Genomic DNA, 11,952 nt, shown 5'->3' with positions numbered 1-11,952 from the left:
CAATTGTTTGCAATAAGAAAACTTTATCATATTTTCCCGGCGCGCGCAAGGTTTTTCTCCCATTTTATGCTGCAATTTCATCCATCATGCCCGGAGATGAATTTTAATATGGTATGACTTTTTTCGATTTTTCAGAGTTTGCATCCTGTATAACCGCCAGACAAACAGCCCATCCTCCTGCTGAAAGGGGGATGGGCTGTTTTGCATTCTCATCACGATAAAACCCGCGGCTGGCAGCCGTTCTGGGCCGCACTGGGGGCAGCGCTTCTGGTACTGCTGCCGCTGGTGGGCGGCACCATCCTGCTCACCCGGCAGTCCCTCCGCACCAAGCTGGCCGCCAAACCCCAGAGCGGGGTGGCTGTCCGGATGCCAAAGACCGAAAACCAGCTCACCCTGCTGGTCTGCACCGCAGGCGAGCAGCCGGGCTTCGTGCTGCTCTACCTCAACGCCAGCCAGAACTGCATCCGGTTGGCGGCGCTGCCTGCGGAGACTGCCATCCCCTTTGGGCAGGGGGAGGCCACGCTGGCCCAGTGCTATGCCGCGGCCGGCCCAGCCCGCTGCCGGGAAGCCTTATTGGAGCCTCTGGCTCTGCCCGAGACCACCCGCTATCTCGCTCTCTCCCCCAGTGTCCTGGCCGCCATCGCGGACCGGTACGGGATGCTGCGGGTGGGCTTTTCCGGCGCGCTCACCGCCGACGAGCTGGCCCAGTGCGGCCTTTCCGGCGGGGTGCAGGCTCTCTCGGCCCGGGAGGCGCAGAGCCTCTTTTCCGGGTGGGACAAAGACGGCACCCTCCCGCCCAGCCACCGGGCTGCCGCCCGGGCGGCGGTGTGGGACGCGTTTTTCCGGCAAGATCTTGAACTGCTCCCCACGACCCTCCCTGCGGCCCTCCGGGCCCACAGCTCGGAGCTGCTGACCGACCTGACGGCGCAGGACTTCTTGACACTTGAAAGCACGCTGGAGTTTCTGGCCAACGGCAATGCCGCCGTTTCCGCCGACGCGCTGCCCGGCGCGTGGAACCCCACCCGCCGCTTTTACGGGTTGACGGATGCTTCCCGGGCCTCCGTGCAGACCCTCTTCAACGTCTGGCCCACCGAGGCGCAGGCGGCATCGTCCAGCGAGCCGTAACCCAGCACCAGCGTTCCGGTCTGGTGCCGGGCTCCGGTCAGGTCGTAATCGCTCAACAGGTTCAGCCGCACTCCCTCGGCCTCGGCAGCCCGGCGGAGGGCTTCATCCGGCGGGGCATTTTTCAGGGAGGCCAGCAGGTGCAGGCCGGTATGGAGCCCCGCCAGCCGCAGCTGCCCGGGGGCAAAGGCAGCGTTCAGGGCTGCCGTCAGGGCATCCCGCCGGGCCTTGTAAGCCACCCGCTCCCGGGCCAGATGCCGGGTAAAATACCCCTCGGTGATAAACCGGGCCAGCGTCTGCTGCTCAAACCGGCCCACCGTGCTGGCATAGAGGCGGTAGGTCTTCCACCAGGCGGGCAGCAGGTGCTCCGGCAGCACCATATAGGCGATCCGGATGCTGGGGGCCAGGCTCCGGGAGCAGGTGGAAAGGTAGACCACCGGGCCGTCGGCCCCCGCCATCCCCTGCAGGCTGGGCAGGGGGCGGGTGTCAAAACGGAACTCAGAATCGTAGTCATCCTCAATAATATACCGCTCCCCGGGGCGCTTGGCCGCCCAGTGGAGCAGCTCGGCCCGGCGGCCCGCCGGCATGGTGACGCCTGTAGGGAACTGGTGGCTGGGGGTAACGTAGCAGACCGACGCCCCGGACCGGGAAAGTTCTTCGATGGAAAGGCCGTCTTCGTCCACGGGCAGACAGCAGCACTCCACGCCATTGTTCTCCAGCACCTGTTTGGCGCGGGGGTACCCGGGGGTCTCCACGGCGGCTTTGCCGGGCAGCAGCGGGGCCAGCAGGCCCAGCAGGTATTCCAGGCCGGCTCCCACCACGATCTGCTGGGGCGAGCACTGCACGCCCCGGTATTCTTCCAGATAATCCGCCAGCGCCTGCCGCAGCTCCCAGTCGCCCTGAGCATCGCCGTGGGTCAGCAGCTCCGGCGAGGAGTAGAGCAGCTCCTTTTGGAGCCGCGCCCAGGTACGGAACGGGAAGAGCGCCGGGTCCACGCCCCGGGTGGAAAGATCATACCGGACCGGCGGAGAGGGCGGTGCGGCCTCCCCGGCAGGCGCTTCCGGCTCCATGGGCTTTGCCGGAGTGCCCGGAGCACGTTCTGGCCGGGGAGGTAGAGCCAGATATTCCTGTACATAAAAGCCGCTGCGCTCCTTTGGCTCCAGATAGCCCTCCGCCGCTAAGATCTGATACGCGGCATCCACCGTGTTGACGGAGACAGAAAGCTCCGCCGCCAGCCGCCGTTTGCCGGGCATCCGGGTGCCTGCCGGGATCGCCCCGGCGCGCATCTCGGCGGCAAGGCTCTGATACAGCTGCTCATACAGCGGCACAGCGGAAGCCGCGTCCAGTGCTGTGGTCAAATGGAACACAAAACCCCTCCTCTTTTTGGGCAAAGGCCCGAACTGACCCCATAAAAAATCTTTATTCTGGGTATTTCCATGGTGTCAGTTCTGCGTATAATAGGAGCATACCCGATCGGAGCAGAAATGTCAACTATTCCGGTGGGTAAGCGGTTGCGAAGCAATCAAAGCCCCAGTGGGGCTTTGAAGCGAAACGAACGGTCTTGCAAGGCAAGATGGAGGGGCCCCGCCCCGACAAGTTCGTAAGACCTTAAAATTGGAGGGAATCATCTGATGTCTACCACTGTAATGTGGCTGCTGCTGGCAGTCGTTGTGATCCTGATCGTCTTTGCCAGTGTGCTGTACAAGCGCACCTTTACCGTCCACGAGCTGGCCCTGACCGGCGTGATGGCCGCTCTGAGCCTTGTGGCTTACCTGTTCTTCCGCATCCCGTTCTACGGCGGCTCCTCGTTCCATCTGGGCAACACCTTTACGGCCCTGACGGCTCTGCTGCTGGATGGCGTCTCCGGCGGTCTGGCCGGTGCCATTGGTCTGGCTCTGGCCGATATCCTGGCCGGTGACCCGGGCTACGCCATCACCACCTTTGTGCTGAAATTCATCATCGGCATCACCTGCGGTGCCGTGGCCCACAAGGTCTTCAAGCTCCGCGACCGGAACGCCCATGAGAAAGGCTATCTGGTCAAGGTCATCGTGGCCGCCGGTTCCGGCCTGTTCCTCAATGTCCTGACGGACCCGTTCCTCGGCTACTTCCGCAACGTGTTCATCTTCGGCCAGGAATACACCGTGGCACAGGCCCTGTCCAAGATCGCCGGCGGCGTCACGCTCGTCAACAGTGTGGCCTCCACTGTCTGCGTCGTCATCCTGTACCTGGCTCTGCGTCCCGCTCTGGAGCGTGCAAAGCTCCTGACCAAGGGCGAAACCAAGTAAATTCTTCTTTCACGGCTCCCCCCGCCGTGCTCACACAACGGAAAAGCGCCCAGTTAATGACTGGGCGCTTTTCCGTTATTTTGTCACCGTTTTTCAAACACCAGGAACCGGAATGCAATCTCCGTGGTCAGCTCCGGCAGAGCGGCCAGACGGGCAGCGCCGTCCCGGGGCGTTTTCCAGTAGTAAGGCGTCATGGCAAACAGGGCCTCCAGCTGGGAGGCAGGCACGGTGATGGTGCCGCGCGCTTCCCGCTCCCCGATGGGGCGGAAGCCCTCGTAGGCCACCTCCTGCACCGGGTTTTTATAGGGCTCCGCGTACAAAACGGCTTTCATCTGGTAGAGATGTTCCGCTCCGGGCACGACGTAGATCATCCGTCCGCCGGGGCGGAGCACCCGCAGGAACTCTTCCCGCGCAAAAGGCGAGAAACAGTTGAGCAGCAGGTCGGCCCAGCCGGTTTTGACCGGCTGGTGGAAGCTGGACGCCACCGCATACCGGGCCGTGGGCAGAGCCTTGGCGGCCAGCCGCACGGCGGGCTTGGCAATATCAAACCCGGCCAGCTCCAGCGGACGGGCGGCAGCGGCAAACTGCCGCGCGATGCAGCGGTCATACCAGCCCTCGCCGCAGCCTGCATCCAGCAGGCGGAGGGGAGTTTCCTGTGCGGCGGGGATGCCGTATTCCAGGCACAGCTCCCCCAGCGCCTGCCCGAAGATGCCGTAATACCCGGCACTCAGGAACGCGCGGCGGGCGGCCACCATCTCCTTGCTGTCGCCGGGGGCTTTCGTCCGGGTATTCTGGACGGGCAGTAAGTGCCAATAGCCCTCTTTGGCGCGGTCAAAACAGTGGCCGGAGGGGCATTTCAGGGTCACATCCCCGGCAAGCGGTGCCCCGCACAGCGGGCAGCACCAGGGTGCAAACGCAGCGGTGCCCATTACACTTCCTCGCTGTGGTCCTCAATGGGGGCCGTTGCGCCGCCGTGGGCGCTCATATACTCTTCAAAGTTGGTAAACTTCTGCTGCGGCGGGCGGCGGCTGATGAGGACAAGGCCCGGGTCTTCGTCCTTGGCGGCGGCCACACGGCCCCGGCGGCTGGGCTCGGCCTTGGGGGCACGGGCCGGGCGGCCTGCCCCCTGCCCCGCGCTGAACGCGCTGCCACGGCGGTTTGCCTGCGGCTGGCTGCCGGGCTGTGCATTCCGGGGCTCGTTCTGGCTACCGCTCTGGTTCTGGGCCGGGCGGGCACCGCGGTCATTCCGGTCATTGCGGCTGCCGCGGGCATTGCGGTCACGGCGGCTGTTGTTCTCGCTCTTGGGGCCGTTATTGCTCTGCACCGGGGCGGCGGGCTTGGCGGCCGGGGCAGCATTCTGATTCAGATTCTTCTTGGCCGGGCGGAGCGGAGTCGTCTCCGGGGCGCTGACAAAGTGGGGGTCAAACTTGGGCTGTGCGTTGCTGCCGCGGCTCGGGGCCTGCGCGGCGCCGCCCTCACGGCGGCGGTTATTATTGGAACGGCGGTTTTCATTGCGTCCGCCGGGAGTGCGCTTCTGGTTTTCGTCCATGAGATGTTCCTCTTTTGCTTCGATTTTGGGGGTCGCGTTTGCCTTTTGGGCTTTGGGTTCGGCCTTGACGGCCTTTGCCGCTTTCGCGGTTTTTTCTGCTTTGGGTGCTTTTTCCGCCTTGGCGGCTTTTACAGGCTTTTCAACCGGGGCCTCGGCTACGGCCTCCATCTTGGGTTTTCTGCCCCGCACCGGGGGCGCTGCTTTTACCGGGGCGGGCACGCCGTCCCAGGGGTGGCCGGAGATGACCGGGATCTGACGGCGGTTCAGCTTTTCGATGCCGGCCAGATACTCTTTTTCCTCGGGTGCGCAGAAGCTCACCGCCGTGCCGTCGGCGCCGGCGCGGGCCGTGCGCCCGATGCGGTGGACATAGGTCTCGGGCACCTCGGGCAGGTCGTAGTTGAAGACATGGGACAGCTCGCTGATGTCAATGCCGCGGGCCGCGATATCGGTGGCCACCAGCACTTTTGTTTTGCCGGCCTTGAAGCCCTCCAGCGCCGCCACGCGGGCGGACTGGCTCTTGTTGCCGTGGATGGCGGCGGCAGGGATGCCCTGCTTGTTGAGGTCTTTGGCGATCTTATCCGCGCCGTGCTTGGTGCGGCTGAACACCAGTGCGTTGACCACCGGCGGGTTCAGGTTCTTGATGAGCCAGGGCAGCAGGAACTTCTTGTTGCCTTTCTCCACAAAATACAGGCTCTGGTCGATGCGGTCCACGGTGCTGGAGACCGGGTCCACCTTGACGAACGCCGGGTCTTGCAGGATGCCGGCGGCCAGCTGCTCGATCTCTTTGGGCATGGTGGCGCTGAACATGAGGTTCTGGCGCTGCTTGGGCAGCTTGGCGATCACTTTCTTCACGTCGTGGACAAAGCCCATGTCCAGCATCCGGTCGGCTTCGTCCAGCACAAAAATTTCAATGTTCGAGAGGTCCACCAGCCCCTGCCCCACCAGGTCGTTCAACCGGCCCGGGCAGGCGATGAGGATCTCAACGCCCTTTTTGATGGCCTCCACCTGCGGAGCCTGGCCCACACCGCCAAAGATGACGGTGGCGCGCAGCTTCTGGTACTTGCCGTAGGCGGCAAAGCTCTCCCCGATCTGGAGCGCCAGCTCCCGGGTGGGGGTGAGGATCAGCGCCCGGATGGCACCCGGCTTGCGGGGCTTGGCGGCATTGAGGCGGTCCAGCATGGGCAGCGCGAAAGCAGCGGTCTTGCCGGTGCCCGTCTGGGCGCAGCCCATTAAATCCCGTCCTTCCAGCACCGGCGGAATGGCTTTGGCCTGGATGGGCGAGGGCGTTTCGTAGCCCGCCTCCGCAATGGCACGCAGCAGGGGGGCGGACAGATTCAGTTCGTTAAAAGTCATGGTTCTCCTATTGGGTTATTCGATAATTTTCCGGCACTCGATGTAATAGCGTTTTTCCTCCGCATGGCCCATACTGAACGTCTTGCGGGGCAGCACGCCGCCCATCACGATGCCTTTGAACAGGTCGCTCTTTTCAAAGGGCGGCAGCAGGAAGCCCACCCCGCCCTGTTTGGTCAGGGCACGGACCGCAGGCTCATCGTGGACATAATCCACCCGGGCCTCCTTATGGCGGGCCATAAAGTACTCAATAAATTCATCAATGGTGCCCACGGTCAGGGGGGCCACCGGGTCTTCAAAGCTCAGCACATTGGCGATGTGGGGGCCTGCCAGGGTAAAGGACTGCTTTTTGGAGCTGCCAAAGCAGATGCCCGCCATATTGCCGTCGCTCCAGGTAATGAGGGCCAGCAGCACGGCCCCGCAGTCCACGTTGAAGAGCACCCGGTGGATAGGCTCGATCTCAATGGCAGGCGAATGGACATTGCACACCTCGGCCAGGCACCAGCGGGCGGGGTGGGTCTCCCGCTGCTCGGGCGTCAGGGTGGGCTTCAGCTCTTCCCAGTAAGCCTTGGCGGAGGCCAGCGAGTGGTTGCCGTCGCCCACAGCCAGCGTCAGGGGTTTGGCCCCCCTGGCCTCCGGGTACTTGGCGTCAAAGGCCTCCTGGCTGCCCAGGCCCTGCAGGGCCGCGTCGATCCGGGCCAGCAGGGCGGGGTCTTCCACAGCCCAGCCCGCAATGTGGCCGCCGCCCAGCATCAGCTCGCCCTCGTACACCTTACGCAGCTCGTTCTTGCGGGCGCCGATGGGCTCAATGAGGGTGCAGGCCGGGTCATCGGCCAACATCATCACATGGGGCGTTTCGAGGCAGGCACCCCGGCGCACCGCCATGCGGGGCGGGATGCGCTCCTCCACCGTCCGCTCACTGGGGCGGATGGCCTGGCGGGCACCCTGGGCATAGCTGTAGGCTTCCAGGTCGATCTTGCCCACGAGGCCCTGCCGCACCCGGCCGCTCCGCTCGGTGCGCTCCACATAAATGAAGCCATCTACCGCGCGGGTCAGCACGTTGTGGGCATAGTCCTCCATGGTCTCGTGGATCTTGGCCACCCGGGCGGGCACATCGCTTTCTTCCAGATAGACCTCCGGCAGGATCAGGTTCAAGGCGCTGGGGCTGCCTGCTGCCGCCTCCGCGGCCCGCTCCCAGTAAGAACGGTCGCTGGTAAACTGATCACAGGCCACACAGCCCCACTGCTCCAGCGGGATCTGCTCCGCAGGCAGCAGAATGTGTGCCGGGGAAAAGCACGATGTCTGATTCATAGTGGATTCCTCGCTTTCATCTTTCCAAAAATGCAGCCAACGCAATACTTACGATCACTCGAACCGGCCCGCCGCGTCGTCCCGGATGACGGTGTGCTCCACACCGGCGTCCTCCAGCATCCGGGTCAGGGTGGTGCGGCCAGCTTCATCCAGTGTGGAAGAGCCGGGCACCTCCACCAGCAGGTTTTTCATGCCCAGCTGGGCAGCCGGCACGCCCAGCGCGCTGGTGGCATCCGTCACCTGGCTCAGGCTGTAGCCGTACCAGAGGGTGACTTCGGTGCCAAAACGGCTCTGCCAGGCGGCAATGTCCGCCGCCAGCTGCCCGGCACGGTCCACACCGTTGGTGCTGCCGTAGTCCTGCTTGGAGCTGGTGGAAGACGGGAACTGCACGTTCTTCAGCAGCACCTGATCAAAGCCCATGCCGTGCACTTCCTCGATCAGGTCGCCGATATACTGTACTGCCTCCGCCGCATAGGGGTTGAGCCACGGGTTTCCGCCCGCCGAGGCCTTGTTGTCCAACCAGAGGTATTCCTGGCCTTTATAGCGGATGGCCATGGCGTGGTCCGCGCGGGCACCGGCCGGGTCACGGAACGCGGCCAGCTGCGCCACCGGCGTGATGCCGTTTGCCTTGAAGACGCGGGCAATGGCTGCCGCATCCACCGGGTTTGCCGCCACACTGCCTGCGGCTGCAGGCACCTGGGAGGCATAATACAGGCTGCCCGCCGTATCCTTGAGCGGAACCACCGCATACACGGCACCCTGTGCCGCCAGCTGCTGGGCAGCGGCGGTGATGGCAGCTTCATCGGTCAGGGTGGTCACATCCACTTCCGTCCAGCTGCCCGCCACAATGGCGGTGCCGGGGGTGGGTTCCGGTTCCGGCGCAGGCTCCGGCTCCGCCACGGAAGAAGCCGCCGCTTCCGACGCGGCCGTGCTGCTGGCTGCCTCCGAGACGGCCGGAGAGGAAGCGCTCAGGTCGCGGTTGCGCACCACCGTGTACCAGGTGTGGGTGGCCCAGTCCAGCACATGGGGCGCGGCCAGCCAGCCGATGCCCAGCACCGCCAGCACCAGCACCGCAATGCCAATGCCCTTTTTCAGCTTCATTTCCCGGCTGTAAAAACTGCGCCGGTAGCGCTTGACTTTGGGGCGTTTTTTATAGTGTGCCATAGTTCGTTACTCCCCTCCTTGCAGAGATCAGAGGATCACAGAATGTCCGGTAAAGCCATAGATGGCCAGCGCCAGCACGCCGATGTAGACGAGCGTGACGGGCAGGCCGCGGAACGCCGACGGGATGGCCCGGCTGCGCAGGCGGTGCCGCGCCTCCGTGACCAGCAGGACAGCCAGCAGGTAGCCCAGGCCGCTGCCCAGGCCAAACCCCAGGGACTGGCCCAGCGTAAAGCTCTGGGTGCGCTCCACCAGCACCGTGCCCAGCACGCAGCTGTTGATGGCTGCCACCGGCAGGATGCGGAGGAGCTGGCCGCTGCGGGGGCCTTTGACTGCCCGGAGCACCAGATGTTCAAAAATGCAGACCACCGCCACGCAGGCCACATAGACCAACGGGCGGAGCTGGGCGCGGTTTGCCAGCGGGGCAATGAGCTGGCCGGCGTAGAACGCCAGCGGGGCCACCAGCAGCTGGGTGACACAGAGCAACAGCGCAAACCACCAGCTGTTGGTGCGGTCGTCGCCCACCAGCTGCACCAGGCGGGACACGCCCAGGCCGCGGGTGAACACGGCGCTCTGCGCAAAGACAGCCAGCACCGCATAGCTGCAGAAGATGCCAACGGCACGCAGGACTTCACTCATGCTCGCGGTTCGCCTCCTTCTGGTGATGCACGGCCACGGTATTGCGGGCCTCTGTCTTCAGGTAATTTTTCCGGTGCTGGGCCAGGGCGCGCCAGATGGCGCACAGGATGCCCAGCACGATGAAGCCGCCTGCCGGCATTCCGGCCATGGGCAGCACCGGGCGGCTGAGCAGCGGCAGGCCGAACACCGTGCCCAGTGCCATCCACTCCCGCACACAGCCCAGCAGGAGCAGCAGCAGCACATAGCCCAGCGTGATACGCAGGCCCTTGGAGACTGCTTTCTGCATGGTCTCCTGCACACGGCCAAAACGGTAGATGAGCAGGGGCTCCACCACCAGCATGGGCAGGTAGATGCCCAAAGCCAGCAGGTCCACCCCGAACAGCGCGTTCAGGATGGGATACACGGCCAGATACACCACTGCCGCGCTGCCGCTGTAGATGAGGCCGCGGGGCAGCAGTTTTTTCTCCAGTTCTTCTTGGGCGGGCTGCTCGTCCCGCAGGGGGAACGCCCGGCTCAGCAGGCAGGCCAGCATCCGGGAGGGCGTCAGCAGCAAAGCCACGGAAACCGCCAGCATCAGGGCGTTTTTGCCCGTGGTGGCAAGCACCACCAGCGGGGCCAGGCCCATGCCCTGCATGACCACCGGGTTATTGAGGAACACACGATCATGGTGTGCGTATTTTTCCGGGTCCCGGACGATCATTTCAGCAACAGAACGTCTCATTCGGCCCCCTCCTTTCCGGCGTTGTCTCCCGCGTTTTTCCGGGAGTGCAGCAGTGCATAGAGATGGGTCTCGGTGCGGTCCATCCAGCCGGAAATGCTGTTGACCACCAGCAGCGCAAAGCAGACACCGGTCTCATAGACGCCGAAATAGCGGAAGCTCACGGTCACAACGCCCATCAGCACACCGTACAGGATGCGGCCCCGCCGGTGGTGGGCGCAGGTGTACGGCTCGTTGAGGAGGAACACGGCGCTGAACAGCATGGCACCCGTGAGCAGCTCGTCCCGCACACAGCGCAGGCGGAACGCCAGATTCATCAGCAGCGGGCCGTTGTCCAGACCCACCTGCCGGGGAAACAGGAACACGATGACCGCGCTGGTGATGAGGAAACTCAGCGTCGCGCTGAGACGGATGTCTTTCTGCACCCAGAGGAACAGCCCGCAGGCCACCAGCACCAGGGCGGCACCCGTGCCCATGGGGGCCGCGTACTCGCCCAGCCCCAGGGAAAGGGTGCTGATGTTGAGGGTGCCGCCGCTGCGCAGGGTGTCCGAGATGGTGCTGGACACGGCCACGCCGGAGGCATCCCAGAGCGGGATGCTCGCGTAAGGCTGCGGATACCGGAACACCTGCTCCGGCCAGGAGACCGCGGCCACTACATAACCCACAGCGGCCGGGTGGAACGGATAGCTGCCGTAGCCGCCGAACACTTCTTTGCCGATGAGGACGCCCGCCAGCACCGCCGCCACCAGAACATACCAGTCCACCGTGGCGGGCATCAGCAGGGCGATGATGAGGGCAAAACTCTCATTGGAATAATCTTTGGGCTGGTACACCCGGCGCCGCAGCAGGGAGATGAGGCGGTCGCACAGGTTGCCCACCAGCAATGCCACACCGCAGAGCAGCAGCGGGCGCGGGCCGTAGAAATAGCAGGACATCCAGAGCAGCGGCACCACCATCCAGCAGATGTGCTTGTAATAGTGGCCCGTTTGGGTCAGCTCCTGCTCCTGCCATTGGATCAATGCTTCTTCCATGGGCAGCTCCTTACAGCGCGGCCAGCTGACGCACCGCGTCCGCCGGGTCGGCTGCGCCAAACACGGCGCTGCCTGCCACGAGGATGTCCGCCCCGGCCTCCGCGCAAAGAGGAGCCGTCTTGGCGTCCACGCCGCCGTCCACTTCCAGCAGGTAGTGGGCAGCCCGCTTCTCCCGCTCGGCCCGGAGCCAGCGGAGTTTGTCCAGCGCCGAGGGCATGAACTTCTGCCCGCCGAAGCCGGGCTCCACGCTCATCACCAGCACCAGATCCAGCTGGTCCAGATAAGGCTCCAGCGCCTCCGGGGCGGTGCCGGGCTTGATGGTCAGGCCCACCTTGCAGCCCAGCGCTTTCACCGCGTCGATGGTCTGCTGGATGTCATCCTCGCACTCGAGGTGGAAATTGTACAGCGTGGCACCCGCCTTGATGAACGGCTCCGCATACTGCAGCGGGTGGCTGATCATCAGGTGGACATCATAGAACGCGTCCGGCATGGCCTTGTGGAGGCTCTTGAGCACAGGCACGCCAAAGCTGATGTTGGGCACAAAGTGGCCGTCCATCACGTCATAGTGCAGCATCTGCGCGCCGGCATCCAGCACCATGCGGCAGTCCGCACCCAGGCAGGAAAAATTGGCTGAAAGAATCGAAGGACTTACGATCGTCATTTTAATTTACTCTCCGTTATTTTTAGAGAATTTTATTCTGCAAGTCATGTCAAAACCGTCGTTTTTGCGGTGGGAAACAGCCCTGACATGGTTACTCTTTAGTTTACATGAAAACGGGCAAAAAA

11 protein-coding genes are annotated in these 11,952 nt (G+C 64.0%); 2 read left to right on the top strand and 9 right to left on the bottom strand.

Going from position 1 to position 11,952, the window contains the following annotated elements; translation table 11 throughout:
- Positions 1–201 precede the first annotated feature (201 nt).
- Positions 202–1,125: a hypothetical protein gene (locus tag C4N22_RS12765; protein WP_146746524.1), complete on the top strand. Its 924-nt coding sequence runs from the start codon at positions 202–204 to the stop codon at positions 1,123–1,125.
- Here C4N22_RS12765 and C4N22_RS09825 read toward each other — a convergent pair.
- Positions 1,032–2,489, bottom strand: a complete 1,458-nt coding sequence (locus tag C4N22_RS09825) for a PLP-dependent aminotransferase family protein (protein WP_112148846.1) — start codon at positions 2,487–2,489, stop codon at positions 1,032–1,034. The genes C4N22_RS12765 and C4N22_RS09825 overlap by 94 nt on opposite strands.
- A 264-nt stretch (positions 2,490–2,753) precedes the next feature.
- On the opposite strand from C4N22_RS09825, the gene C4N22_RS09820 reads away from it, so the two are divergent.
- Positions 2,754–3,407, top strand: coding sequence for an ECF transporter S component (locus tag C4N22_RS09820; protein ID WP_112148845.1), 654 nt, complete (start codon positions 2,754–2,756; stop codon positions 3,405–3,407).
- A gap of 83 nt (positions 3,408–3,490) precedes the next feature.
- Here the strand turns inward: C4N22_RS09820 and C4N22_RS09815 are convergent, their stop codons facing one another.
- Genes C4N22_RS09815 through rpe form a run of 8 tightly spaced genes read right to left on the bottom strand, consistent with a single transcriptional unit; the run spans position 3,491 to position 11,827 of the window.
- The gene (locus C4N22_RS09815) at positions 3,491–4,336 is read right to left on the bottom strand and encodes a putative RNA methyltransferase (RefSeq protein WP_112148844.1); all 846 of its coding nucleotides are present in this window, start codon (positions 4,334–4,336) and stop codon (positions 3,491–3,493) included.
- The gene (locus C4N22_RS09810) at positions 4,336–6,309 is read right to left on the bottom strand and encodes a DEAD/DEAH box helicase (RefSeq protein WP_112148843.1); all 1,974 of its coding nucleotides are present in this window, start codon (positions 6,307–6,309) and stop codon (positions 4,336–4,338) included. The genes C4N22_RS09815 and C4N22_RS09810 overlap by 1 nt, the downstream gene beginning before the upstream one ends.
- A gap of 15 nt (positions 6,310–6,324) precedes the next feature.
- Entirely contained in the window at positions 6,325–7,617 is a 1,293-nt protein-coding gene (locus tag C4N22_RS09805; RefSeq protein ID WP_112148842.1) for a DUF1015 domain-containing protein, read from the bottom strand.
- 54 nt (positions 7,618–7,671) lie between these two features.
- On the bottom strand, positions 7,672–8,781 hold the full coding sequence (locus tag C4N22_RS09800) for a putative glycoside hydrolase (protein WP_112148841.1): 1,110 nt from the start codon (positions 8,779–8,781) through the stop codon (positions 7,672–7,674).
- A gap of 27 nt (positions 8,782–8,808) precedes the next feature.
- Positions 8,809–9,417 (bottom strand): Rnf-Nqr domain containing protein, encoded by a 609-nt coding sequence (locus tag C4N22_RS09795; protein WP_112148840.1) that lies wholly within the window; start codon positions 9,415–9,417, stop codon positions 8,809–8,811.
- Positions 9,410–10,138 (bottom strand): Rnf-Nqr domain containing protein, encoded by a 729-nt coding sequence (locus C4N22_RS09790; RefSeq protein ID WP_112148839.1) that lies wholly within the window; start codon positions 10,136–10,138, stop codon positions 9,410–9,412. The genes C4N22_RS09795 and C4N22_RS09790 overlap by 8 nt, the downstream gene beginning before the upstream one ends.
- Positions 10,135–11,166 (bottom strand): RnfABCDGE type electron transport complex subunit D, encoded by a 1,032-nt coding sequence (locus C4N22_RS09785; protein ID WP_112148838.1) that lies wholly within the window; start codon positions 11,164–11,166, stop codon positions 10,135–10,137. Before C4N22_RS09785 ends, C4N22_RS09790 begins: the two co-directional genes overlap by 4 nt.
- A 10-nt stretch (positions 11,167–11,176) precedes the next feature.
- Positions 11,177–11,827 carry a ribulose-phosphate 3-epimerase gene (rpe, locus tag C4N22_RS09780; protein ID WP_022256866.1) on the bottom strand — a complete coding sequence of 217 codons (651 nt, stop codon included), beginning with the start codon at positions 11,825–11,827 and terminating at the stop codon, positions 11,177–11,179.
- Positions 11,828–11,952: the final 125 nt, after the last annotated feature.

It is taken from the genome of Faecalibacterium prausnitzii (genome assembly GCF_003287495.1).
In the GTDB taxonomy this organism is placed as follows: Bacteria; Bacillota; Clostridia; order Oscillospirales; family Ruminococcaceae; genus Faecalibacterium; species Faecalibacterium prausnitzii_I.
The sequence above is the reverse complement of the archived record's forward strand: the minus strand, read 5'-3'. Positions and strand labels throughout refer to the sequence as shown.

Excerpts from the sequence above, each read along its gene's own strand:
- C4N22_RS09790 (WP_112148839.1), bottom strand. The coding sequence starts at position 10,138 with ATGAGACGTTCTGTTGCTGAAATGATCGTCCGGGACCCGGAAAAATAC.
- rpe (WP_022256866.1), bottom strand. The coding sequence starts at position 11,827 with ATGACGATCGTAAGTCCTTCGATTCTTTCAGCCAATTTTTCCTGCCTG.
- C4N22_RS09820 (WP_112148845.1), top strand. The coding sequence starts at position 2,754 with ATGTCTACCACTGTAATGTGGCTGCTGCTGGCAGTCGTTGTGATCCTG.
- C4N22_RS09815 (WP_112148844.1), bottom strand. The coding sequence starts at position 4,336 with ATGGGCACCGCTGCGTTTGCACCCTGGTGCTGCCCGCTGTGCGGGGCA.
- C4N22_RS09785 (WP_112148838.1), bottom strand. The coding sequence starts at position 11,166 with ATGGAAGAAGCATTGATCCAATGGCAGGAGCAGGAGCTGACCCAAACG.
- C4N22_RS09795 (WP_112148840.1), bottom strand. The coding sequence starts at position 9,417 with ATGAGTGAAGTCCTGCGTGCCGTTGGCATCTTCTGCAGCTATGCGGTG.
- C4N22_RS09805 (WP_112148842.1), bottom strand. The coding sequence starts at position 7,617 with ATGAATCAGACATCGTGCTTTTCCCCGGCACACATTCTGCTGCCTGCG.
- C4N22_RS09800 (WP_112148841.1), bottom strand. The coding sequence starts at position 8,781 with ATGGCACACTATAAAAAACGCCCCAAAGTCAAGCGCTACCGGCGCAGT.
- C4N22_RS09810 (WP_112148843.1), bottom strand. The coding sequence starts at position 6,309 with ATGACTTTTAACGAACTGAATCTGTCCGCCCCCCTGCTGCGTGCCATT.